22 protein-coding genes are annotated in these 23,742 nt (G+C 66.0%); 15 read left to right on the forward strand and 7 right to left on the reverse strand.

Going from position 1 to position 23,742, the window contains the following annotated elements; translation table 11 throughout:
• Positions 1–12: 12 nt before the first annotated feature.
• The 4 genes from SPDO_RS04445 to SPDO_RS04460 are packed head-to-tail and all read left to right on the forward strand — an operon-like array spanning position 13 to position 5,509.
• Positions 13–1,254 (forward strand): hypothetical protein, encoded by a 1,242-nt coding sequence (locus tag SPDO_RS04445; protein ID WP_088366172.1) that lies wholly within the window; start codon positions 13–15, stop codon positions 1,252–1,254.
• Positions 1,255–1,264: 10 nt separating this feature from the next.
• A complete protein-coding gene (locus SPDO_RS04450; RefSeq protein WP_088366386.1) occupies positions 1,265–1,882 on the forward strand; it encodes an HdaA/DnaA family protein in 618 nt (205 codons plus the stop codon).
• Positions 1,882–4,047, forward strand: coding sequence for an RNA degradosome polyphosphate kinase (locus tag SPDO_RS04455; protein ID WP_088366173.1), 2,166 nt, complete (start codon positions 1,882–1,884; stop codon positions 4,045–4,047). Before SPDO_RS04450 ends, SPDO_RS04455 begins: the two co-directional genes overlap by 1 nt.
• Before the next feature lie 4 nt (positions 4,048–4,051).
• Positions 4,052–5,509: a Ppx/GppA family phosphatase gene (locus SPDO_RS04460; RefSeq protein ID WP_245829103.1), complete on the forward strand. Its 1,458-nt coding sequence runs from the start codon at positions 4,052–4,054 to the stop codon at positions 5,507–5,509.
• A gap of 5 nt (positions 5,510–5,514) precedes the next feature.
• Here the strand turns inward: SPDO_RS04460 and SPDO_RS04465 are convergent, their stop codons facing one another.
• Together SPDO_RS04465 and rnd are read right to left on the reverse strand one after the other, a co-directional pair.
• Positions 5,515–5,796, reverse strand: coding sequence for an I78 family peptidase inhibitor (locus SPDO_RS04465; RefSeq protein WP_088366175.1), 282 nt, complete (start codon positions 5,794–5,796; stop codon positions 5,515–5,517).
• Complete coding sequence (gene rnd / locus SPDO_RS04470; protein ID WP_088366387.1) at positions 5,793–6,968, reverse strand: ribonuclease D; 1,176 nt, start codon at positions 6,966–6,968, stop codon at positions 5,793–5,795. The genes SPDO_RS04465 and rnd overlap by 4 nt, the downstream gene beginning before the upstream one ends.
• Positions 6,969–7,140: 172 nt before the next feature.
• Between rnd and aspS the strand changes: the two genes are divergently transcribed.
• Together aspS and SPDO_RS04480 are read left to right on the forward strand one after the other, a co-directional pair.
• Positions 7,141–8,964 carry an aspartate--tRNA ligase gene (gene aspS / locus SPDO_RS04475; protein WP_088366176.1) on the forward strand — a complete coding sequence of 608 codons (1,824 nt, stop codon included), beginning with the start codon at positions 7,141–7,143 and terminating at the stop codon, positions 8,962–8,964.
• 41 nt (positions 8,965–9,005) lie between these two features.
• The gene (locus tag SPDO_RS04480; RefSeq protein WP_088366177.1) at positions 9,006–9,485 is read left to right on the forward strand and encodes a DUF892 family protein; all 480 of its coding nucleotides are present in this window, start codon (positions 9,006–9,008) and stop codon (positions 9,483–9,485) included.
• Positions 9,486–9,521: 36 nt separating this feature from the next.
• On the opposite strand, the gene SPDO_RS04485 is transcribed toward SPDO_RS04480, so the two are convergent.
• On the reverse strand, positions 9,522–10,154 hold the full coding sequence (locus tag SPDO_RS04485; protein WP_088366178.1) for a carbonic anhydrase: 633 nt from the start codon (positions 10,152–10,154) through the stop codon (positions 9,522–9,524).
• Positions 10,155–10,210: 56 nt separating this feature from the next.
• On the opposite strand from SPDO_RS04485, the gene lipA reads away from it, so the two are divergent.
• Positions 10,211–11,131, forward strand: coding sequence for a lipoyl synthase (gene lipA, locus SPDO_RS04490; RefSeq protein ID WP_088366179.1), 921 nt, complete (start codon positions 10,211–10,213; stop codon positions 11,129–11,131).
• The gene (locus tag SPDO_RS04495; protein WP_088366180.1) at positions 11,118–11,597 is read left to right on the forward strand and encodes a type II toxin-antitoxin system RatA family toxin; all 480 of its coding nucleotides are present in this window, start codon (positions 11,118–11,120) and stop codon (positions 11,595–11,597) included. The genes lipA and SPDO_RS04495 overlap by 14 nt, the downstream gene beginning before the upstream one ends.
• On the opposite strand, the gene SPDO_RS04500 is transcribed toward SPDO_RS04495, so the two are convergent.
• From SPDO_RS04500 to SPDO_RS04510, 3 genes are read right to left on the reverse strand one after another with little or no spacing between them, the layout of a single operon-like run.
• On the reverse strand, positions 11,537–12,061 hold the full coding sequence (locus tag SPDO_RS04500) for a CinA family protein (RefSeq protein WP_088366181.1): 525 nt from the start codon (positions 12,059–12,061) through the stop codon (positions 11,537–11,539). The two genes, SPDO_RS04495 and SPDO_RS04500, sit on opposite strands and share 61 nt — an antisense overlap.
• The gene (locus SPDO_RS04505; protein WP_088366182.1) at positions 12,058–12,588 is read right to left on the reverse strand and encodes a hypothetical protein; all 531 of its coding nucleotides are present in this window, start codon (positions 12,586–12,588) and stop codon (positions 12,058–12,060) included. Before SPDO_RS04505 ends, SPDO_RS04500 begins: the two co-directional genes overlap by 4 nt.
• Positions 12,585–13,709 carry a bifunctional 2-C-methyl-D-erythritol 4-phosphate cytidylyltransferase/2-C-methyl-D-erythritol 2,4-cyclodiphosphate synthase gene (locus SPDO_RS04510; protein WP_088366183.1) on the reverse strand — a complete coding sequence of 375 codons (1,125 nt, stop codon included), beginning with the start codon at positions 13,707–13,709 and terminating at the stop codon, positions 12,585–12,587. Before SPDO_RS04510 ends, SPDO_RS04505 begins: the two co-directional genes overlap by 4 nt.
• Positions 13,710–13,792: 83 nt before the next feature.
• Here SPDO_RS04510 and dusB point away from each other — a divergent pair, with 83 nt between their 5' ends.
• The 7 genes from dusB to hflX are packed head-to-tail and all read left to right on the forward strand — an operon-like array spanning position 13,793 to position 22,889.
• Positions 13,793–14,791: a tRNA dihydrouridine synthase DusB gene (gene dusB, locus SPDO_RS04515; RefSeq protein WP_088366184.1), complete on the forward strand. Its 999-nt coding sequence runs from the start codon at positions 13,793–13,795 to the stop codon at positions 14,789–14,791.
• The gene (locus SPDO_RS04520) at positions 14,791–15,855 is read left to right on the forward strand and encodes a two-component system sensor histidine kinase NtrB (RefSeq protein ID WP_088366185.1); all 1,065 of its coding nucleotides are present in this window, start codon (positions 14,791–14,793) and stop codon (positions 15,853–15,855) included. Before dusB ends, SPDO_RS04520 begins: the two co-directional genes overlap by 1 nt.
• On the forward strand, positions 15,852–17,297 hold the full coding sequence (ntrC, locus tag SPDO_RS04525) for a nitrogen regulation protein NR(I) (RefSeq protein WP_088366186.1): 1,446 nt from the start codon (positions 15,852–15,854) through the stop codon (positions 17,295–17,297). The genes SPDO_RS04520 and ntrC overlap by 4 nt, the downstream gene beginning before the upstream one ends.
• Positions 17,298–17,349: 52 nt before the next feature.
• The gene (locus tag SPDO_RS04530) at positions 17,350–19,587 is read left to right on the forward strand and encodes a sensor histidine kinase (RefSeq protein WP_088366187.1); all 2,238 of its coding nucleotides are present in this window, start codon (positions 17,350–17,352) and stop codon (positions 19,585–19,587) included.
• Positions 19,588–19,589: 2 nt separating this feature from the next.
• Positions 19,590–20,960, forward strand: a complete 1,371-nt coding sequence (ntrX, locus tag SPDO_RS04535; RefSeq protein ID WP_088366188.1) for a nitrogen assimilation response regulator NtrX — start codon at positions 19,590–19,592, stop codon at positions 20,958–20,960.
• A 4-nt stretch (positions 20,961–20,964) separates the two neighbouring features.
• Entirely contained in the window at positions 20,965–21,576 is a 612-nt protein-coding gene (gene hfq / locus SPDO_RS04540; RefSeq protein ID WP_425441921.1) for an RNA chaperone Hfq, read from the forward strand.
• Positions 21,573–22,889 (forward strand): GTPase HflX, encoded by a 1,317-nt coding sequence (hflX, locus tag SPDO_RS04545; protein WP_088366190.1) that lies wholly within the window; start codon positions 21,573–21,575, stop codon positions 22,887–22,889. Before hfq ends, hflX begins: the two co-directional genes overlap by 4 nt.
• 14 nt (positions 22,890–22,903) lie before the next feature.
• Here hflX and mazG read toward each other — a convergent pair whose 3' ends face one another.
• Positions 22,904–23,671 carry a nucleoside triphosphate pyrophosphohydrolase gene (gene mazG / locus SPDO_RS04550; protein WP_211279988.1) on the reverse strand — a complete coding sequence of 256 codons (768 nt, stop codon included), beginning with the start codon at positions 23,669–23,671 and terminating at the stop codon, positions 22,904–22,906.
• Positions 23,672–23,742: the final 71 nt, after the last annotated feature.

Here is a 23,742-nt window from a genome sequence, read left to right on the forward strand (position 1 = left end):
AGACGCCGGCTTATGCGTCTGAAGCCCTTGTTCCTCGTTCCTGCCGCCGCAGCCCTTGTGCTCGGTGCGGCAGTCAGCATCGCCCAGATCGAGGGCGGCGGCCGAGGCGTGGCCCCGGTCGACAGCTCCAGCGACTATGAAGTGTCGGGTCTAAGTGTCGATGTGGCGGCCAAGGATGCCGACGCTGCGCGGCTCGGCGGATGGCGACTGGCGCAGCGCAAGGCGTGGCTTGAGCTGTCCCGCCGGCTTGGTGTGGGGAAGGGGCTGGTCGCCGACTCGACGCTCGATTCGATCGTCACCGGCATCGTCGTCGAGAATGAGCAGATCGGGCCGAAGCGCTATGTCGCGCGGCTGGGCGTCTTGTTCGACCGCAATCGCACCGGCGCGCTGCTTGGCATTTCGAACTATGTGATGCGATCGCCGCCGATGGTGGTGATTCCCGTGGTCTGGTCCGGCGGCGTGGCGACGGCGTTCGAGCAGCGTACCTTGTGGCAGGAAGCCTGGGCTCGCTATCGCACCGGCGGCAGCGCGATCGATTACATCCGCCCGATCGGCAGCGGCCCCGATCCGCTGCTGCTGAACCTGGGGCAGACGCAGCGGCCCGGGCGCGGCTGGTGGCGGGCGGTGCTGAACCAATATGGCGGCACCGACGTGCTGATCCCGACGGTGAAGCTATACCGGCAATGGCCCGGCGGCCCGGTAATCGCGGTGTTCCAGGCGCGGCAGGGGCCGGACAATAAGCTGCTATCGCAATTCACCCTGCGCGTCAGCAGCACCAGCGGCATTCCCAAGCTGCTCGATGCCGGTGTGAAGCGGCTCGATGAGACCTATCAGCAGGCGCTGCGCGCGGGCTATCTGCGCAGCGATCCCGGCCTGTCCTACGTGCCGCCAAGCGAGATGCCGGTCGAGGACGACACACCCGACGAGAGCGGCGAAACCGTGGTCATCGACACGCCGACGATCCCGGCAATATCGGTGTCGGTGCAGTTCGACACGCCGGGCGTCGCGGCGGTGAGCGCTGGCGAGGCGGCGGTGCGCGCGGTGCCGGGCGTCAGGGCGGCGACCACCAGCAGCCTGGCGCTGGGCGGGCTGTCGGTGATGTCCGTCACCTTCGCCGGACCGCCCGAAGCGCTGAAGGCGGGGCTGGAAGCGCGTGGGTGGCAGGTATTCGGATCGGGCACCACCATCCGCATCCGCCGCGCACCGCAACTGCTGCCGCCCGACCTTGCCCCCGACAATGCCACTGCGGGATGACGGCCGCACGATGAGCCAGATCGCGCTTCCGCTGGTCTGGCCCGCCGATCCGCGCGACGACGAGTTCCTGGTTTCCCCGTCCAACGAGCGCGCGGCCCATATGCTGGATCGCTGGGCGACGTGGCCTGTGATGACCTGCCTGCTGGTGGGGCCGCGCAAGTCGGGGCGCAGCCTGATTGCGCGCATCTTTGCGGCGAAAAGCGGCGGCGCGATCATCGACGATGCGGCCGCCCGGCCGGAGGAGGAGCTGTTTCATGCATGGAACCGCGCACAGGAGATGCGCCGCCCGCTGCTGATGGTGGCGGATGTGGCGCCGCCCGCTTGGGGCGTCGACCTGCCCGATCTTCGATCGCGGCTGGCGGCCACGCCCGTGGCGGAGATCGGACCACCCGACGATGCCTTGATGCGTGCGCTGCTGGAACGCGAATTCGCGCGTCGCAACCTGGATGCGCGGCCCGAGCTGATCGACTGGCTGCTGGCCCGAATCGAGCGCAGTCATGTGGCCGTCATACGCTGCGTCGATGCGCTGGATCAGGAGGTGATGGAACGTCGCAAGCGCCTGTCCATTCCCTTGGCACGAACAGCGCTCGCCACCACGGCGCTGCTGACGATACCGCCGGAGCCATGATGAACCGATCCGTCCGCCAAGCGCGCCTCGACAGTGATGACGATCCCTTCGAAGAGCGGGGCACCGACCGGTATTTCAACCGGGAACTGTCCTGGCTGGCGTTCAATCGGCGGGTGCTGGAGGAGGCGTGCAACCCGGCGCATCCGCTGCTGGAGCGGCTGCGCTTCCTATCGATCTCGGGATCGAACCTCGACGAATTCTTTATGGTTCGCGTCGCCGGGCTGAAGGGGCAGCAACTGCTCGACGTGGAGGCGCGCTCGGCCGATGGGCTGACCCCGTCGCAGCAGCTCGGCGCGATCACCGCGCAAGCCGATGCCCTGCTCGCCAGCCAGGAAGAGGTGTGGCAGCAGATCCGCGACGAGCTTGGCGAATCGGCGATCCAGGTGTTCGGGTCGAGCCGGATCGATGCGATGCTCACCGCCAAAGAGGTGGCGTGGCTGGAGACACATTTCCGCGAGCAGATCTTTCCGGTGATCACGCCGCAGGCGCTCGATCCCGCGCATCCGTTTCCGTTCATGCCCAACAAGGGGCTGGCGGTGATGTTCGACCTGATCCGGATTTCCGACGAGGAGCCGATTCGCGAACTCGTCATGGTGCCGAGCAGCATGGCGCGCTTCGTACGGCTGCCGGACAGCCCGGCCCGCTACGTGGCGGTGGAATCGATCATCAAGCGCTTTTCCGCCATCCTCTTTCCGGGATATCGCGTGGAGGGAGCGGCCGAGTTTCGCGTGCTGCGCGATAGCGATATCGAGATCGAGGAAGAGGCGGAGGATCTGGTCCGCTACTTCGCCAATGCGATCAAGCGTCGGCGCCGCGGGCGGGTGATCCGGCTGGAGCTGGAAATCGGCATGCCCGATTCGCTGGCCAAGGTGCTGCGCGGCGAGCTCGGCGAGCAGGCGCTGGTGACCGAAACAGGATCGTTCCTGGGCATCGGCGATCTCGACCAGATCGTCGAGGAAGATCGACCGGACCTGAAGTTCGTCCCCTTCACCCCGCGCTTTCCCGAGCGAATTCGGGAGTTTGGCGGCGATTGCTTTGCCGCGATCAGCGCCAAGGACATTATCGTCCATCACCCGTACGAGACATTCGATGTCGTGCTGGCCTTTCTCAAGCAAGCCGCAAACGACCCCGACGTGGTGGCGATCAAGCAGACGCTGTACCGCGCGGGCAAGCAATCGGCGGTGATCAACGCGCTGATCCAAGCGGCGGAGGCGGGGAAATCGGTGACGGCGGTCGTCGAGCTGAAGGCGCGGTTCGATGAGGAGCAGAATCTGCTGTGGGCATCCGCGCTGGAACGGGCTGGCGTGCAGGTGGTGTACGGCTTCATCGACTGGAAGACCCATGCCAAGGTTTCCATGGTGGTGCGCCGCGAGGCCGGGCAGTTTCGCACCTACTGCCATTTCGGCACGGGCAATTACCACCCGATCACCGCCAAGATCTACACCGACCTCAGCTTCTTCACCGCCGATCCGGCGGCGGGGCGCGATGCGGCGCGGATGTTCAACTACATCACCGGCTATGTCGAGCCGGAGAATATGGAAGGGCTGGTCCTTTCGCCCCGATCGCTCCGGTCGCGGCTGATCGAGGAGATCGAGGCGGAGATCCAGCACGCCCGTGCCGGCCGCCCGGCGACGATCTGGGCCAAGATGAACAGCCTGGTCGACCCGGCGATCATCGAGAAATTGTACGAGGCCAGCAGCGCCGGGGTGGAGATCGACCTCGTTATCCGCGGCATCTGTTGCCTGCGCCCGCGCATCCCCGGGCTGTCGGAGAACATTCGCGTCAAATCGATCGTCGGTCGCTTCCTGGAGCACAGCCGGATCGCGGTGTTCGGCAACGGCGCGGCGCTGCCGAACGACGATGCGCGGATCTATATTTCGTCGGCCGACTGGATGCCGCGCAATTTTGACCGCCGTGTGGAATACATGCTGCCGTTGAAGAGCGGCACGGTGCACGATCAGGTGCTCGACCAGGTGATGGTGGCCAATCTGATCGACACCGAACAAAGCTGGGATCTCTATGCCGATGGTTCATACAAGCGGACACCATTTGGCGACAAACCGTTCAATCTCCATCGGTATTTCATGACCAACCCATCGCTGTCCGGCCGCGGTGCCGCGCTGGCGGAGGGTGGCGCCGTGCCCAAATTGTCGCTGCGAGGCTGAGCGGGTGGAGGGCAGACGCACCGCGATCATCGACATCGGCTCCAATTCGATCCGACTGGTCGTTTATCAGGGGCCGGCGCGATTGCCGGCGACGCTGTTCAACGAAAAGGTGCTGGCAGGGCTTGGCCGCAGCCTGGCGCAAACCGGCACGATCGACGCCGATGCCATGGCACTTGCCGGTGCCGCGCTGCGACGGTTTGGCGCGCTGATCAAGGAAATGGCGTGTGACGAGGTGCGCACGGTCGCAACCGCGGCGGTGCGCGATGCGGCGAACGGCGATGAACTGATCCGGCTGGCGGCCAACCTGGGGCTATCAGTCGAGCTGTTGTCGGGCGCGCAGGAAGCGCAGGCGGCCGGGTTGGGCGTGCTTTCCGCGATCCCGGAAGCGAACGGCATCGTCGGAGACCTGGGCGGGGGCAGCCTGGAGCTGATTCGCGTCGCCAACGGGCGCGGCCATGAACAGGCGTCGTTCCCGCTCGGCGTGCTGCGGCTGGGTTCGCTCGGGGGCAAGGGCGGCATGGCGCGGCGGGTGGAACGCATCCTTGCGGACGCGGGCTGGGCTGGTGTGGGTCGCGGCAAGCCCTTGTATCTGGTGGGCGGATCGTGGCGATCGCTGGCGAGGGTCGACATTCACGATCGCGGTTATCCGCTGCCCATCCTCCATGGCTATGCCATGCCGGCGAACCGGATCGAGCTGCTGCGGCGCAAGCTGCCGACGATGGACAAGGCGCAGTTCAAGGCGGTGCCGCATCTTTCGGGCGGACGGGTGCCGACGCTGTGCGCCGCCGCCGATCTGCTTGGTGCCCTGTTGCCGGTGTTAGGGTGTTCCGGGACGATTGTTTCCGCCTTCGGGCTGCGCGAGGGATTGCTTTACGACAGGCTCTCGCCTGCAACGGCTGCGCTCGATCCGCTGGTCGTTGCCGCGCGTGACGAAGGGCAGCTGCTGGGACGCTTTCCCGAGCATGGCGATCTGCTGAACACCTGGATCGCGCCGCTGTTCGACGGCGAACCGGCAAGCGACGCGCGCCTCCGTCATGCCGCCTGTCTGCTGGCCGACACGAGCTGGCGCGCCAATCCGGAATTCCGCGTCGAGCTGGGGATCGAGACCGCATTGCACGGCAATTGGGTGGGCATCGACGGGCGCGGCCGGGCGATGGTGGCGGTTGCGCTGGCGGCAAGCCTGGGTGGGCAGCCGCCCTATGCACCGCCGATCCCGCTGCTGGCGTCAGCAGAGGATATCGCAACGGCCACGAGCTGGGGCCTGGCGATCCGGCTCGCGCAGCGCCTCTCGGGCGGGGTGGCAGGTCCGCTTCACCGCACCGCCATCCGCCGTTGCCACGACGGCATCGACCTGACGTTCGACAACGGCGATCTGGCGCTCAGCGGCGAAGCGGTGGAAAAGCGGCTAAAGGCGCTGGCCGGAGCGCTGGCCCTGCCGGCGCGCCTGACGCAGCGCCGGTAGCACGCTCAGCCGCAGGAGAGCTTGACGATCGTGCCGCCGGCATCGGTTTCGATGTTCAGGCGATCGGCACGATAATCCATCGTGACCGGCGAACCGCTTTCGTACGTGCGGACAAGCGCCGCCCCGGCGCGCTGCTTTGCCGCCGCCTGCACCGTCGTGGCCGACTTGCCGAGCAGGTCCTGAACGGCTGCGGCATTGCATGCCGCGGGAGCCGGGGTAGCAGATGTGGCGTCATCCATGGTGGTGCACCCTGCGAGCATTACCGCCGCCGCGACGATCGCCTTCATGCGAGATCCTCCGTTCGAGTCATTTTCAGCTTTCCGTCGCGTACGCCGAAGCCGAGACGTCCTTCTACCAGATCGAGCGCGTCACGCCCGAACTGATCGAAACGCCATCCGGTGAGGATCGCGAGCCCGTCACGCTGACCGGCGGCGAGCGCCTCCAGCTCCTCGCTGCGCGCGAGCAGGCGCGCCGCAACGTCGATATCACGGGCGCGGATCTTCAGGAGCAGCTTGAGCAGGTCGGCGACCAGCGCGCCGTCCTTGCCCAGGCCGGGCTTGCGATCCTCACGCGGCGGCAGCTCGTCGCCGGAGAGTGGCTGCGCGCCTTCAATGGCCGCAAGCAGCCGCTTGCCGATGTCATTCGATGCCCAGGTCGCGGACAGGCCGCGCACCTTGGCGAGATCGGCCTGTTTGCGCGGCGGGTGGCCGGCGAGGTCGGCGATGGTTTCGTCCTTGACGATGCGGCCGCGGGGCAGGTCCTTCGACCGCGCTTCTTCCTCGCGCCAGCGCGCGATTGCCTTGAGGCGGCCCAGCACCTCCGGGCGACGACCCGAAATGCGCACCCGCTTCCAAGCAAGATCGGGATCGTTGGCGTAATTGGCAGGATCGGAGATGCGCTCCATCTCCTGATCGAGCCATGCGCCGCGCCCCGTCTTCTTCAGCCGTTCCAGCATGCGCGGGAAGATCTTCGACAGGTGGGTCACGTCGCCGATCGCGTAATCGACCTGCCGCTGATCGAGCGGGCGGCGCGACCAATCAGTGAAGCGAGCGCCCTTGTCGACGGTAACGCCCAGCCAGCTGTCGACCAGGTTGGAATAGCCGATCTGTTCGCCCTGGCCGAGCGCCATCGCGGCAACCTGGGTATCGAACATGGGATAGGGGGTCTTGCCGGTGAGATTGTAGATGATCTCGATATCCTGCCCACCGGCGTGGAAGACCTTCAGCACATCCTCATTGTTGACCAAAAGATCGAGGAGCGGCTGCATATCGAGGCCGGGCGCCTTGGGATCGATCGCTGCGGCTTCCTCCGTATCGGCGATCTGGATCAGGCACAGCTCAGGCCAATAGGTGTTTTCGCGCATGAACTCGGTGTCGACGCAGACAAAGGGTGCGTCGGCGAGGCGGGCGCACAGATTGGCGAGCGCGGCGCTGTCGGTGATAAGCGGGTGAACATGCATAAGCCGCGCCCCATAGACCCGCGCGCGCGGGTTGACAAAGAGGGGATGGAAGGGGAGGGCGCGGGCCATCCAAAACTACCACCCCGGTGAAGGCCGGGGCCTGGCATCGGAGCGTCCGGTGACTGGACCCCGGCCTTCACCGGGGTGGTGCGGAAATGAGATGACACACACAATGCACGCTTACCGTTCGCACACTTGCGCCGCGCTGACCGCCGCCGACGTCGGCGCCGATGTTCGCCTGTCCGGCTGGATCCATCGCAAGCGCGATCACGGCGGCGTGCTGTTCGTCGACCTGCGCGATCACTACGGCATCACGCAGATCGTGGCGGACAGCGATTCGCCGGCGCTGCCCATGCTGGAAAGCCTGCGCGTCGAATCGGTCATCACGATCGACGGCGTGGTGAAGGCGCGGTCGGAGGCGACGGTGAACCCGAACCTCTCCACCGGCGAGATCGAGGTATTCGCGCGCGGCGTGACGGTGCAGAGCCAGGCGCAGGAACTGCCGATGCCGGTGGCCGGCGAGCAGGATTATCCGGAGGATATCCGCCTGCGCTACCGCTTCCTCGACCTGCGTCGCGAGAAGCTGCACGCCAACATCATGCTGCGCTCGAAGGTGATTTCCTCGATCCGCAGCCGCATGGTCGACCAGGGCTTTACCGAATTCCAGACGCCGATCCTGACCGCCTCGTCGCCCGAGGGCGCCCGCGACTATCTGGTGCCGAGCCGCGTCCATCCCGGTAAATTCTATGCGCTGCCGCAGGCACCGCAGATGTTCAAGCAGCTGCTGATGGTCGCCGGCTTCGACCGCTATTTCCAGATCGCGCCGTGCTTCCGCGACGAGGACGCGCGGGCGGATCGCTCGCCGGGCGAGTTCTACCAGCTCGATTTCGAGATGAGCTACGTCACGCAGGAAGACGTGTTCGCCGCGATCGAGCCGGTGCTGCACGGCGTGTTCGAGGAATTCGCCGACTGGCAGGGCAAGGGCCGCACCGTCTCGCCGCTGCCGTTCAAGCGCATCCCGTACCGCGAATCGATGCTGAAGTACGGCAACGACAAGCCCGACCTGCGCAATCCGATCGTGATCTCGGACGTGTCCGGCTATTTCTCCGGCTCCGGCTTCGGCCGCTTCGCCTCGATCGTCGAGGCCGGCGACGTGGTCCGCGCGATCCCGGCGCCGAACACCGCGGACAAGAGCCGCAAGTTCTTCGACGACATGAACGCATGGGCACAGAGCGAAGGCTTCGCCGGGCTCGGCTATGCCACGCGCAAGGGCGGTGAGTTCGGTGGGCCGATCGCCAAGAACCATGGCGATGTCGGCATGCGCGAGCTGGCCGAAGCGCTTGGCCTAGGCCCGGATGACGGCGTGTTCTTCGCCGCGGGCAAGGAAGCGCAGGCCGCGAAGCTCGCCGGCCTGGCGCGCACCCGCGTCGCCGAGCAGCTCGACCTTATCGACAAGAGCCGATTCGAGTTCTGCTGGATCGTCGATTTCCCGATGTTCGAATATGACGAGGACGCCAAGAAGGTCGACTTCAGCCACAATCCGTTTTCGATGCCGCAGGGCGAAATGGAGGCGCTAGAGACCAAGGATCCGCTCGATATCCTCGCCTATCAGTATGACATCGTCTGCAACGGCATCGAGCTGTCGTCTGGTGCGATCCGGAACCATCGCCCGGAGATCATGTACAAGGCGTTCGAGATCGCCGGCTACAGCCAGCAGGATGTCGACACCAACTTCGCCGGCATGATCAACGCGTTCAAGTTCGGCGCGCCGCCGCACGGGGGCTCGGCGCCGGGCATCGACCGGATCGTCATGCTGCTCGCCGACGAGCCGAACATCCGCGAGGTGATCGTGTTCCCGATGACGCAAAAGGCGGAGGATCTGATGATGGGTGCGCCGAACTTCGCCACGGCGAAGCAGCTGCGCGAGCTCAACATCCGCGTGACGGCCGAGCAGCCGAAGGACGTGACCAAGGCGGTCGCGCCCGACGCGGGCTGACGCCGCCGGGAACCGGGCGGCGGCACGTGCGCTAAGCTATTATGTCGCTTACCGCATCGCGCGCCGCCTTGCTCCACGTTGCCCTTCAAGACCTGCGCGCCGGCAAGCAATTACTGATCGAACGATTGTCGCCGCTGGCGGAAGCCACGGCGAGCACGCCGCTACGCAAGGTGATCGAGCGGGATCAGGCGAACGCCCGGCGTCATGCGGCACGGCTGGACGACATCGCCGACCTTGAGGGCGCGCCCTCCAATCTGTGGATGAGCGGCATCATGGACGACGCCGATCGCGACGCGTGCAGCCACCAGCGCGGCAGCATCCGCGACACGGCGCTGATCGGCGCGCTGCGCAAGGCCAAGTCCGCGGAACTCGTGTCGATCGAGACGGCCATGGCGCTGGCGGGCAGCGAGGCGCCCGAGATGTTGCCCAGCCTGTCGGCGAACCACGCCGAGGACCGCGCGACCGAAACGAAGCTGGCACGCCTTCTTGGCACCATCGGGGGCCAGCTTCCGGTATCGTGAGCGCGGCGGTGTGTGGGCACCGCCGCACATTCGATGCTACCGCGCCGGTGCGAACGTGCCGTCGTCGTCCATGACCCACAGCACGCCTTCCTTGATCGAGAACCACGCGCCGCGCAGCTTCAGCCGTCCGGCCGCTTCGGCTTCCTGCACGAACGGGAAGCTGCGCAAATTGGTGATGCTGACGCGTACCGTTTCCAGCTCGAGCGCGCGTACGGCGGCGTCGCCCGCGCCGTGCTCTTCCGTCACACGATCGCGCGCGGTGTCGAGCAGGTCGATCCAATGCGCAATGAACCCGCCTTCGCCGGGATCGGCCTGCGCGAACTGCTGCGTCAGCGCTGCCTGGACGCCGCCGCACATGCCGTGGCCCATCACAACGACTTCCTCGACCTTGAGCTGCGTCACCGCAAACTCAAGCGCAGCGGACACGCCGTGCCGCCCGCCGCCGGTTTCGAACGGCGGGACCAGATTGGCGACGTTGCGCACCACGAAGATCTCGCCCGGCGACGTATCGAAGACAGTGGCGGGATCGGCGCGGCTGTCGGAACAGGCGATCACCATAACTTTAGGCGATTGCCCCTCGGCCAGCGTCGCCCAGCGATCGCGCTGCTCGGCCCAGCCATGTTCGCGAAAGCGGCCGTAGCCGGCGACGAGATCGGAAAAGTCGGTCATGCCAGCTTCCATACCGCGTTGTTTCGCGCTGCGGCAGTCGCTATCTCGCGCTCAAGATGAATGAGATGACACCGCTCGCCCGTCCCGAACGCATCCGCAAGCCGGACTGGATCCGCGTAAAAGCGCCGACTTCGGTCGGCTTTGCCGAAACCAAGCAGCTGATGCGCCGGCTGAACCTCGCCACCGTGTGCGAGGAAGCGGCCTGCCCGAACATCGGCGAATGCTGGACCAAAAAGCACGCCACGGTGATGATCCTTGGCGATACCTGCACGCGGGCCTGCGCCTTCTGCAACGTCAAGACGGGCATGCCGCGCGCGGTTGATCCGCTGGAGCCGGAGCATGTCGCGGTGGCGGCGGCGGAAATGGGGCTGCAGCACATCGTCATCACCTCGGTCGATCGCGACGATCTGCCCGATGGCGGCGCGGCGCAGTTCGTAAAGGTGATCGAGGCGCTGCGGCGGAACACGCCGACGACGACGATCGAGATCCTGACGCCGGATTTCCGCAACAAGACGCAGGCTGCGGTCGAATCGATCGTGGCGGCGCGGCCCGATGTCTACAATCACAATCTCGAAACCGTCCCGCGGCTGTATCCGACGATACGGCCGGGCGCGCGCTATTATGCCTCGCTCCGCCTGCTGGAGAGCGTGAAGCGGCACGATCCGTCGATCTTCACCAAGTCGGGGGTGATGCTCGGGCTGGGCGAAGAGCGGCTGGAGGTGCACCAGGTGATGGACGACATGCGCTCGGCCGACATCGACTTCCTCACCATGGGCCAATATCTCCAGCCCACGCCGCGCCACGCGAAGGTCGCCGATTTCGTCACCCCCAAGGCATTTGACGCGTATGCCGCAATCGCGCGGGCCAAGGGTTTCCTGCTGGTCGCATCGTCGCCGCTGACGCGATCGAGCTACCATGCCGGTGACGATTTCGCGAAGCTGCGCGCTGCCCGTGAGGCTCAGCTTGCCAAAGCATAGCGAAACGCGGGCGATGCCCTACACGCCCGAGCAGATGTTCGATCTGGTCGCGGACGTGAAATCCTATCAGGACTTCCTGCCGTGGGTCATCGCCATGCGCGTCCGCAAGGATGAGCCGGGCGAGACGCTCGCCGACATGATCGTCGGCTTCAAGGGTCTGCGCGAGACCTTCACCTCACGCGTGGAAAAGCAGCGGCCCGACCGTATTCATGTCGAATATATCGAGGGGCCGCTGAAGTACCTGCACAACGACTGGCGTTTTCGCCCCGATGCCAACGGCTGCCTGGTCGACTTCTCGGTCGACTTTCAGTTCAAGAACCGCATGTTCGAGATGCTGGCGGGGCAGGTGTTCACCATGGCGCTGCGCAAGATGATCGGCGCATTCGAGGAGCGCGCCCGCAAGCTTTATGGCGCCGACGGTTCGTCGGGCGGCATCAACAAGTCAAGCGCGCACAACGCGGCCTGAAGGCGGATACCGGCACGGCCGAGGTCGCCGAAATTACGGCGGTCTGCCACGACGTTCGCCGGATCGCCGCCCTTTTCGGCACGAGCAAAAACGACCGTGCCGACGGGTTTCTTCTCGGTGCCGCCGCCCGGACCGGCGATACCGGTGATTGCCACCGCGACATCGGCGCCGGTCACCTCCAGCGCGCCTTGCGCCATGCTCCAGGCAGTCGCGATCGACACCGCGCCGAACGTTTCGAGCACGTCGCTGGATACGTGGAGGAGGCCCATCTTGGCGTCGTTCGCATAGCTGACGATGGCTGCTTCGAGCACGTCGGACGAGCCGGCGACTTCGGTCAACGCGGCGGCAACCAGACCACCGGTGCAGCTTTCGGCCACCGCGACGCGGCGACCTGCCGCGCGATTCGCCACGATCACGCGGGTGGCGGACTCGACCAGTTCAGCGGGAAGTAGGCTGTCGCTCATCGCCGTGCCGCCGGGCAGACGGGAAGATCGGGAACGTCCCGCACCGATGCGGTGCCGCGCGCCTTCTCGGCCTTCAGGTGCTGCAGCCCCGCGACGATGATGCCGGCGGTGTTGCGCGCCGGGAGCGGCTCCAACAGGGTCGCCATTCGGTCGATCGTGCCGCAATCGCTCGGCTGCACGCGGCCGACGACCATCGGCGCAATAAGCGAGGTGATGAGCGGCCGCGCAAGCTCCGATTGCAGCAGCAGCATGGACACGCGCGGATCGCTCAGTTTGGCGATCGCGTCACGCGCGACCGGCCAGGCGCGATCGGCTTCGGCGGTGTAGCGCGCGATAAAGGGACCGGACGTGCGGCGAACCAGGCTTGTAGCGGGCAGGGTGGTGCAGACGCGGCCGGTTTCGCGAATGATGTCGGGCAGGGCGACGAGCGTCACCGCCTCCGCCTCCTGCGTGGTGAGGCAGGGTGTCTGCGCGAGCGCACCGCCCGGCAGGCCAATCAACGCGAGGGCGGCCAGCCAGCGGGTCATGCGCGCGCTGCCGGCAGGCGAATGGTAGCCGCCGCTTGAGTGGCGATGCCTTCGCCCCGGCCGGTAAAGCCGAGCCGCTCGGTTGTTGTTGCCTTCACGCTAACGCGATCGGTCGAGAGGCCAAGAAGTTCCGCGACGCGGGTGCGGATCGCCTCGCGATGCGGGCCGATCTTGGGTGCTTCGCAGATGATGGTGAGGTCCACGAAGGTGATCTGGCCGCCCTTCGCGGCGACAAGGTTCGCCGCGTGTTGCAGGAACTGGTCGGAGGCAGCGCCGCGCCACTGCGGGTCGCTGGGCGGGAAATGCAGGCCGATGTCACCGGCGGCGATCGTGCCCAACAATGCGTCGGTAAGCGCGTGGAGCGCGACATCGGCATCGCTGTGACCCGAGAGACCTTGCATGTGCGGGATGTTGATGCCGCCCAGCCAGAGCTCTTCGCCGTCCGCGAGACGATGCACGTCGAAGCCGGTCGCGGTGCGCGTTTCCCAGCCGACCCGTGCCTCGGCGGCGGCGATGTCACCGGCCCATGTCACTTTTTCCAGCATCGGATCGCCCTGCACCAGTGCGACCGATCCGCCAAGCGCGCGCACCATCTGCGCATCATCGGTCGGCTCATCGCCCGACCAGTCCGCATGCGCCCGGCGCAGGATCTCATCGCGAAATGCCTGCGGCGTCTGCACGCGCGACAGCCCGGCGCGCGGCACGTTGGTGCCGTCGGCGGCGACCAGGGTGTCGGCGACGGGCAGCACGGGCACCGCACCGTCGGCTGTTTCCAGCGCGGACAGGAGATGATCCACGACCTGTTCGGAGACAAACGGCCGCGCCGCATCGTGGATCAGGATGCGATCGGCCGCACCGATCGCTCGGATGCCGAGCGCGACCGATTGCCGCCGCGTGGCCCCACCGATGGTGAAGCGCGCGCCGGGCAGGGCAGAGTCGAGGAGCGCCTGATGTCCTTCGCCAATAACCACGAACACTTCATCGATCGCGGGATCCGCGGAGAGGGCAGCATGACTCCAGGCGAGCATCGGCCTGCCGGCGAGCAAGGCGTATTGCTTGGGCAGCGAGCCGCCCATGCGCTCACCCGTGCCGGCGGCCACGATCAAGGCAACGGTCTTCATCGCCGCGCCCGTAGCGGGATCGCGCGTGCCTTGCCAGCGCTGCCGTCATCGCTTACCTGCCTGTTTTTCAGGCAAACGAATTGATGCGTACGCTCGCCCCCATCCAGATTGGCCCTGTTCGGATCGACGAACCGGTGGTCCTTGCGCCGATGACCGGCGTGACCGACCAGCCGTTCCGCACGCTGGTGCGCCGCTATGGCTCCGGCCTCAACGTCACGGAGATGATCGCCAGCCAGGCGGCGATCCGCGAAACGCGGCAGTCGATCCAGAAGGCGGCGTGGCATCTTTCGGAAGAGCCGGTTTCCATGCAGCTGGTCGGCTGCACGCCCTATGAGATGGCCGAGGCGGCCAAGCTCGCCGAGGAGAAGGGCGCGGCGATCATCGACATCAACATGGGCTGCCCGGTGCGCAAGGTGACGAGCGGCGATGCGGGCTCCGCCCTGATGCGCGACCTGAAGAACGCCGGCGCGATCATTGACGCGGTGGTGAAAGCGGTGGTGGCGCCGGTTACGGTCAAGATGCGCATGGGCTGGTGCCATGACAGCCTGAACGCACCCGAGCTGGCGCGGATCGCCGAGGATCTGGGCGCCAAGATGGTGACGGTGCACGGCCGCACCCGCAACCAGATGTACAAGGGCTCGGCCGACTGGCGGTTCGTGCGTCAGGTCAAGGAGGCCGTCACCCTGCCGGTTATCGTCAATGGCGACATCTGCTCGGTCGCGGACGCGGAAGCGGCGCTGGATCAGTCGGGTGCGGACGGCGTGATGGTGGGTCGCGGCGCTTATGGCCGGCCGTGGTTGCTGGGCCAGGTGATGGATGCGCTCGGCGGTCGCCCGGTGCGGCCGGACCCGTCTCTGGACGAACAATATCATGTGATCGTCGAACATTACGAGGCGATGCTGAGCCATTATGGCACGATGACGGGTGTCAACATGGCGCGCAAGCACATCGGCTGGTACACCAAGGGCATTCATGGTTCGGCCGAGTTCCGCAATGCGGTAAACAAGGAAGCCGATGCCGAGGTGGTCCTTTCCATGCTCGCCGATTTCTACGCCCCATATCGGAGCCGTGCGGCAGCCTGATGCTGAGCCGTCGAGGCCCGGAGGCGGCGGAACTGCTAGGCGCGCTGCCGGTCGCGCTGATGGTCGTGGATGAAGACGGCCATATCGCCCAGGCAAACGCCGAGTGCGAATTGCTGCTGAACCAATCAGAGCGCGCAATGCGCGGGCGATCGGTCGGGGACGTGCTGGCGCTGCCCGAAGAAGCGGTAGGGCAGGACGGGCGCGCCTTTACCGCCTTCGACCTGGCGCTGGAGACGGCGCGGGGGCAGCGCTTGCGGGTAGATCTGGCCGCGGTCGAGCTTCCCGACCACCCCGGCTGGCGCATGATCACGCTGCACAATGCGGCAAGCTCCCGTCGGCTTGGCGTGTCGGCCGATCGCGCGGCGGCAGCCCGATCGGCGGTCGGCGCGGCGGCGATGCTGGCGCATGAGATCAAGAATCCGCTGTCGAGCATCCGCGGCGCGGCGCAGCTGATCGCCGACGGAGTGGACGCGCAGGCGATGACGAGGCTGGTGATCGACGAGGTGGATCGTATCGCGGCGCTGATCGATCGGATGGAGGATTTCACCGACACCCGCCCGTTGGCGGTCGAGCCGCTCAACATCTATCCGCTGCTTGCCCACGCGCGTGATGCGGCACAGGCGGGCTTTGCGCGCGATGTCGTTATCGAAGAACGGTTCGATCCCTCGTTGCCGCTGGTGCAGGCGAACCGCGACGCGCTGCTGCAGGTGCTGATCAACCTGATGAAGAATGCCGCCGTCGCACTGGGCGATCGCGGCGAACGGCGAATCCGGCTCACCACCTCCTACCGCCACGGGATGTCGATCGCGCCGGCGCCGGGCCGGCCGCGCTTGCCGCTGCCGATCGAGATTTGCGTGATCGATACCGGTCCCGGCGCACCGGAGGACATCGCCGAGCATCTGTTCGACCCGTTCGTGTCCAGCCGCCCGGAGGGGAAAGGGCTGGGGCTGGCACTGGTCGACAAGCTGGTGCGCGACATGGGGGGTATCGTGCAATATTCGCGCGAAGGCACGCCCAACGAAACCGTGTTCCGGATCCTTCTGCCGCGCGCGCCCAAGCGATGAGCGACGGCAATGTCCTGCTGGTCGACGACGATGATGCAATCCGCACGGTCGTGGCGCACGCGCTGCGCCGGGCAGGGTATCGGGTGCGGACAGCGGCGTGCGTTGCCGACCTCGATCGTGAGTTGCAGCTCGGCTTGCCCGACGTACTGCTGACCGACGTGGTGCTGCCCGATGGCGACGGGATCGAGATTGCCGCGCGGCTGCACGCCACCGCTCCGGACGTGCCGGTGATCGTCCTGTCGGCCCGCAACACCTTGACCACCGCCGTTCGAGCGACCGAGGCGGGCGCTTACGACTATCTGCCCAAGCCGTTCGACCTCGACATTCTGACCAAGACGGTTGCGGCGGCGCTCGGCCGCAAGGGCGTGAAGCTCCCGGCGCAAACGGACGACGAAGATCGCAGCCTGCCCCTGATCGGGCGATCGCCCGCGATGCAGGAGGTGTATCGCGTGATCGCCCGGGTCGTCTCGAACGATCTGACTGTGTTGGTGTCGGGCGAGTCCGGGACGGGCAAGGAGCTGGTTGCGCGGGCGATCCACGATCTGGGACATCGCCGGGCGGCTCCCTTCGTCGCGATCAACATGGCCGCGATCCCGCGCGAGCTGATCGAGGCCGAATTGTTCGGCCATGAGCGTGGCGCCTTCACCGGCGCGGCACAGCGGACGGCGGGGCGCTTCGAGCAGGCGGCCGGCGGTACGCTGTTTCTCGACGAAATCGGGGACATGCCGATCGAGGCGCAGACGCGGCTGCTGCGCGTGCTCCAGTCCGGCGAGTTCACCACCGTTGGCGGTGCCCGGACGATCAGGGCCGATGTGCGGATCGTCGCGGCGACCAATCGCGCGCTGCAGCAGGCGGTTGCCGACGGACATTTCCGCGAAGACCTGTTCTATCGCCTGAACGTCGTACCGATCGCGCTGCCGGCGTTGCGCGAGCGGCGCGGCGACATCGCGATGCTGGCGCGCCATTTCCTGGAACGCGCGGGCGAAGCGGGCCTGCCGCGCAAGGTGCTCGATGAGGGCGCGGTTCGCGCGCTGGAACAGCACGATTGGCCTGGCAACGTGCGTCAGCTGGAAAATCTGATGCGGCGCCTGGCCGCGCTGTTACGCGACGACCGGATTTCGGCAGACGAGATCGTCGCCATGCTCGATGTCGGGCAGTCGCCGCCATGCCAGGCACCCGACTTGGGTTTGGATGCGGCGGTTCGCCAGTTTCTCGATCGACTTGCACGATCGGAACCCGCCGTGCTGGACGATGGCACGCTCTACGATCGGTTGCTCGCAGAGGTGGAACGGCCGCTGATCGAGGCGATGCTGGCGCGTCATGGCGGCAATCAGTTGCGAGCGGCGCGCGCCATCGGCCTGAACCGCAACACGCTGCGCAAACGGCTCGACATGCTTGGAATCGATCCCATGGCGCGACCGCCTGCACGCGAGCTACGGTGAACGCCGCGATTATGTGTTTTCTCTGCAACACTCTTGTTGTAGCCTTGCCTTGATGACTGCCGCCACGGCACCGCTGGACGACCCCACCGCCGCGCCGCAGCGCCTGACGGTGACGCCCGCCATGGAGTTGGGCGTTTTGGGCATCGCGGTCGCGATCGCGGTGGCGACCTATTTTGTTATCGCGCACACCGGCCGGCCCGAGGGGCTGATCGCACCGGGCATCATCGCGCTGCTTCTGGTGGCCAATCTGGTGCCGGGCGTTGGGCTGATGATGCTGCTTGGCCGGCGGATCGCACGGCGCCGCGCAGCACGATCGCCGGTTGGTGGGGAAGGGCGGCTGCATGTGCGGCTTGTGGCGCTGTTCTCCAGCGTCGCTGCGGTGCCGATGGTGCTGGTGACAATCGCGGCGTCGCTGCTGTTCCAATATGGCGTGCAATTCTGGTATTCCGACCGCGCTCGTGGCGTGTTCGAGAACGCCACGTCGCTGACGCGCACGTCCTACAATCAGATCCTGCAGCGGTGGGAAGAAGCCACCGTCACCATGGCGACGGACGTGAGCCGCGAGCTGGACGAGCGGCCGATCGACGACCCGCAGTTCGGCGCCTTTCTTTTTCAGCAAACCTATTTCCGCAGCCTGTCCGAGGCGCTGCTGTTCCAGATTTCCGCCGGTGGCGAGCTCCAGACGCTGGCCTTCGTCAATCCGTACGACCTCGATCTGGCGCGCCAGGTTTCCGCCGATGCGGTGAAGCAGTTGCGCGACGGGCAGCGCAGCGTCGTCACCGTGACCGGCGATCGCATCCAGACGGTGACGCGGCTTCCCGGCTCGGCCAGCGTCTATCTATACGCCGCGCGGGTTACCAATCCCAAGGAAATGACCACCCAGACCGAGCGTGCGGAAGCGGCGCTGGCGAATTATCGCACATTGCTGGTGCGCGCGCGCACATTGCAGCTGCAATTCAACGCAGCGCTGCTGCTGCTGTCGCTGCTGATCGTCGGAGTGGCGGTGTGGATCGCGCTTGCGGTGGCGGATCGGTTGGTGCGCCCGGTCGCCGAGCTGGTCGATGCGGCACGACGTGTGGAGAGCGGCGATCTGGCAGCGCGTGTGCCCGAGACAAAGGCGCGCGACGAGGTCGGCACACTGTCGAACACCTTCAATCGCATGACCGAGCGGCTCGAAGAGCAAAACAATGCGCTCGTCACGGCGAACGCGCAGCTCGATAACCGGCGTGCGCTGATCGAAGCGGTGATGTCGGGGGTGTCGGCGGGCGTGATCTCGATCGCGCCCGATCGCACCATCCGCCTGATCAACAGCTCCGCACAATCCTTGCTCGGCCTGGCGGATACGCCGACCGGGCGACCGTTGTCGCTGGTGGCGCCGGAGCTGGATGCCTTGCTTGAGGGCACGGCGCGCGAGGCGATCATCCAGCTCAATGCCGCCGGTGAGGCACGCACCCTTGCGGTGCGTATCGCGCGTGACGGCTCCGGCCCGATCCTTACCTTTGACGATATCACCCAGCAGTTGCTGGACCAGCGCCGCGCGGCCTGGTCCGACGTCGCCCGGCGGATCGCGCATGAGATCAAGAACCCGCTGACCCCCATCCAGCTTGCGGCCGAGCGCCTGCAACGGCGCTACGGCGCGAAGGTGGAGGAGGGGGACACCACCTTCTCGCGCCTGACCGAGACGATCGTTCGGCAGGTGGGCGACCTGCGCCGGATGGTGGACGAATTCTCCTCGTTCGCGCGCATGCCCAAGCCCGAGTTTCGAGAGGAAGCGCTGGTGGATGTGGCGCGGCAGACGATGTTCCTCCACGAAGTGGCGCATGGCGCGATCCGCTTCGAGATCCGGCATGACGAACCCGGCCCCGTGCTGGTCTGCGATCGCCGGCAGATCGGGCAGGCACTCACCAACATCGTGAAGAATGCCGTCGAGGCGATCGAGGCAACCGGCCGCGGCGCGGGCGAGATCCTGATGGAGGTCGCGGCGGAAGGTGGCCGTGCGGTGATCACCGTCGCAGACGACGGCATCGGCCTGCCGGCGGAACGTGACCGGATCGTGGAGCCGTACATGACCACGCGAACGCGCGGGACGGGGCTCGGCCTCGCGATCGTCAAGAAGATCGTGGAGGAACATTTCGGAACGATTTCGTTCGCCGACCGTCCCGGTGGCGGAACCCTTGTGACAATGATCTTTGATGCAACCATGCTGGCCGGCCTGATCGGCCACGACGACGCCGCAAGTACCAACGACGGCGGAGAGCTCGCCGCGCTTACCCGTAATCGGACTGCATAATCATGGCGCTAGACATCCTTGTCGTTGACGACGAACTCGACATTCGCGAGCTGGTTTCCGGCGTTCTGGAAGACGAAGGGTATGAAACCCGCACCGCAGCGGACAGCGACGGCACGCTGGAGGCGATCGCCGCGCGGCGTCCCAGCCTGGTCATCCTTGACGTGTGGTTGCAGGGCTCCCGGCTCGACGGGCTCGACCTCCTGGCGGAGATCAAGCGGCGTGATCCCTCGATCGCCGTGCTGGTGATATCGGGGCATGGCAATCTCGACACGGCGGTCGCTGCCATACGGCAGGGTGCCGCGGATTTCATCGAAAAGCCGTTCCAAGCCGAGCGCTTGTTGCTCATGGTGGAGCGGGCAACTGAGACCGAGCGACTACGGCGCGAGGTCGCGAGCCTGCGCCAGTCCGCCGGGCGCGAAACCGACCTGACTGGCAGTTCTGGCGCGATCAACACCGTCCGCGCGACGCTGAAGCGGGTCGCGGCGACCGGTAGCCGGGTGATGATCGTCGGACCGGCGGGCGTTGGCAAGGAAGTCGCGGCGCGGCTGCTTCACGGGTGGAGCCAGCGCGCGAGCAGCCCCTTCATCGTCGTCAGCGCGGCAAACATGACGCCAGAGCGCGTCGAGGAAGAATTGTTCGGCGTGGAGGAGGGCGGGGATCTCGTGCGCCCGGGCCTGCTCGAACAGGCGCATGGCGGGACGCTGTTCCTTGACGAGATCGCCGACATGCCGATCACGACGCAGGGGCGCATCCTGCGCGTGTTGACCGACCAGAGTTTCACTCGCGTCGGCGGCACCCGCATCGTGAAGGTCGACGTGCGCGTCGTGTCCGCGACTGCACGCGACCTGACCCAAGAGATCGCCGAAGGGCGCTTTCGCGAAGACCTCTATTACCGGCTAAACGTGGTACCGGTGTCGATCCCGTCTTTGTCGGAACGGCGCGAGGACATTCCGGCGCTGGTCGAGCATTTCGTCGCGCATTATGCCGCCGAGCGCCGGGTCAGCACGCCCGAAGTCGCGACGGAGGCGATGGTGGCGCTTCAATCCTACGATTGGCCGGGCAACGTGCGGCAGCTGCGCAATGTGGTGGAGCGAACGATCATTCTGGCGCCGGGCGACCGGATCGGTCGGATCGACGTCGACCTGCTGCCGCAGGAGGTGCTGGGCGATCAGGGTGGTGGCAGCGGCGCCGGCGCGATCATGGGCGCTCCCTTGCGCGAGGCGCGGGAAACGTTCGAGCGCGAGTATCTGAAGGTGCAGATCCGCCGCTTCTCCGGCAACATCTCGCGCACCGCGACCTTCATCGGCATGGAGCGATCCGCGCTCCACCGAAAGCTGAAGTTGCTGGGGATCACCGAAACCAAGGACGATTGAGCCGCTGGACCAGCGCGATTGCGCTTCCTACATAGCGGCTTGCACGCAGCATGAGCTGCAAACCGACGCCGGGCACCGGCGCATCGCGGAGCAAACTCCGCCAAAAACGAAAGGGCAACGCCTTATGGCCGACAAACAAAGCTCCTTGCAGGACCTGTTCCTCAACGCGCTTCGCAAATCCAAGACTCCGGTGACATTGTTCCTGGTCAAGGGCGTGAAGTTGCAGGGGATCGTGACCTGGTTCGACAACTTTTCCGTGCTGCTGCGCCGCGACGGCCAGAGCCAGTTGATCTACAAGCACGCGATCTCCACCATCATGCCGGGCGCGCAGGTCGATGCGCAGTCGATCGTCGAGCAATTGGGCGAACAAAGCCGCAAGCAGCCGCTGCTGCAGGAAATCTTCCTCAATGCCGTGCGCAAGTCGGAAGACGCGGTCACGATGTTCCTGGTGAATGGCGTGATGTTGCAGGGGCAGATCGCAGCGTTCGATCTATTCTGTATGCTGCTTCAGCGCGATGGCACGTCGCAGCTTGTGTACAAGCATGCGGTGTCCACCATTCAGCCGTCGCGTCCGCTGAACCTGAGCGACGATACCGCCGAAACGGATGACGATTGAGCACCGGTTTCGATCGCGATCGCGAGGAATTCGCGCGGGGCGCGCGCGCGATCGTCGTGTACCCGGATCTCGGCGGCTCGTCGCGGGATGCGGACGCGCGTCTTGAGGAAACCGCCGGGCTGGCCGCGGCCATCGGTGTGGAAGTGGTCGATCGGCACGCGGTGCGTGTCCGTACGCCGCGTGCCGCGACTCTGATCGGCTCCGGCCAGATCGAGCAACTGGCGGTCAACGGGCGGCAGGAAGAAGCGTCGCTGTTCGTCTTCGACGCCGCGCTTTCGCCGATCCAGCAGCGCAATCTGGAAACCGCGCTGGAAGCGAAGGTGATCGACCGCACCGGGCTGATCCTCGAGATCTTCGGCGAGCGGGCAGCGACCGCCGAGGGCCGACTACAGGTCGAGCTGGCGCACCTCGATTATCAGGCAGGCCGGCTGGTACGCAGCTGGACCCACCTGGAGCGTCAGCGTGGCGGCTTCGGCTTCCTGGGCGGCCCCGGCGAAACGCAGATCGAGGCCGACCGTCGGCTGATCCGCGATCGCATGGCCCGGCTGCGGCGCGAACTGGATCAGGTGACGCGAACGCGGGGGCTGCATCGCGAGCGCCGGCAGCGGGCACCGTGGCCGGTGATCGCGCTTGTCGGCTATACCAATGCGGGCAAGTCAACGCTGTTCAATCGCCTGACTGGTGCGCAGGTGATGGCGGAGGATCTTCTGTTCGCCACGCTCGATCCGACGTTGCGGCAAATCAGCCTGCCCGGAATCGACAAGGCCATCCTGTCCGACACCGTGGGTTTCGTGTCTGAGCTGCCGACGCAGCTCGTCGCCGCCTTCAAGGCGACATTGGAAGAGGTCGTTTCCGCCGATCTGCTGGTTCATGTCCGCGACGTGGCGCATCCCGACAGCATCGCGCAGAAGGCCGATGTCGAGGCGGTATTGGCCGATCTCGGCATGCCGGAAACAACACGGCGGATCGAGGTGTGGAACAAGCTCGATCTGCTCGATCCTAACGCGCGGGCCGAAATGATGAGCGAGGCCGAGCGGCGCGATGACGTGGTTGCGCTATCCGCCTTGAACGGAGAGGGCGTCGACACCCTGCGCCGACTGTTGTCCGATCGCCTGACGCAGGGTCATCAGCGGTACACCATCCACTTGCCGTTGGGCGATGGCGCCAGCGCCGCCTGGCTGCACCAGCATGGTGAAGTGCTGGATCAATCCGTGGAGGACGGCGAGGCCGTTTACGAGGTTCGCATGGCGCCTGGAGATTTCGAGCGGTTCTCCGACTCCAGGAGCGCCGGCGACGAACCGGTTAACGGCTGACGACAGGCTATCGGCTATGGCTTGCGCTCGTTGCGTTTCGCTGCGAGCCATAGCTCCTCCTGATCGGCGAGCGCCTTCCCGGCAATCGATCCGCCGGCTTCGGTCTCCATTGCGGTAAAGCGGCGCTCGAATTTGGCATTGGCCAGACGGAGCGCCGCTTCGGCATCGATGCCCAAGTGCCGTGCCCAGTTAACCACGGCGAACAGGAGGTCGCCGATTTCCTCTTCACGCTCTGCCGGCGCCGCGGCGGCGACCTCTTCGAGTTCCTCGTCGATCTTGGTCCGCGGCCCGGCGGCATCCGGCCAGTCGAACCCGACGCGAGCGGCGCGCTTCTGGAGCTTCTCCGCGCGCAAGAGCGCCGGCAGGCCGAGCGCCACGCCGGCGAGCGCGCCGCTGCCGGCCTTCTCGGCACGCTCCTGCGCCTTGATCGTTTCCCATTGAGACGCCGGCTCGGCCGGATGATCGCCGAAGATGTGCGGGTGGCGACGAGTCATCTTGTCGGCGATTGCGGTCGCGACATCGTCGAAGTCGAAGGCGCCGCATTCCTCGGCCATTCGGCTGTGGAACACGACCTGGAGCAGCAGATCGCCAAGCTCGTCCTTTAGGTCGCCCAAGTCGCCGCGTTCACAGGCGTCCGCGACCTCATACGCTTCTTCGATCGTATAGGGAGCGATCGTCTTGAAGCTTTGCTCCCGATCCCAGGCGCAGCCGCTTTGGGGATCGCGAAGCTGCACCATGATGGTGCGAATGCGGTCGATAGGGGGCATGTTGGTCAAGCTCATGTCTTCCGCCGATAATAAGCATTATGTAAAGCGTGCTAAGTAGCTAGCTTTTTACCCATAGCCATACGAGC

Source organism: Sphingomonas dokdonensis (assembly GCF_002197685.1).
Taxonomy (GTDB): Bacteria; Pseudomonadota; Alphaproteobacteria; order Sphingomonadales; family Sphingomonadaceae; genus Sphingomonas; species Sphingomonas dokdonensis.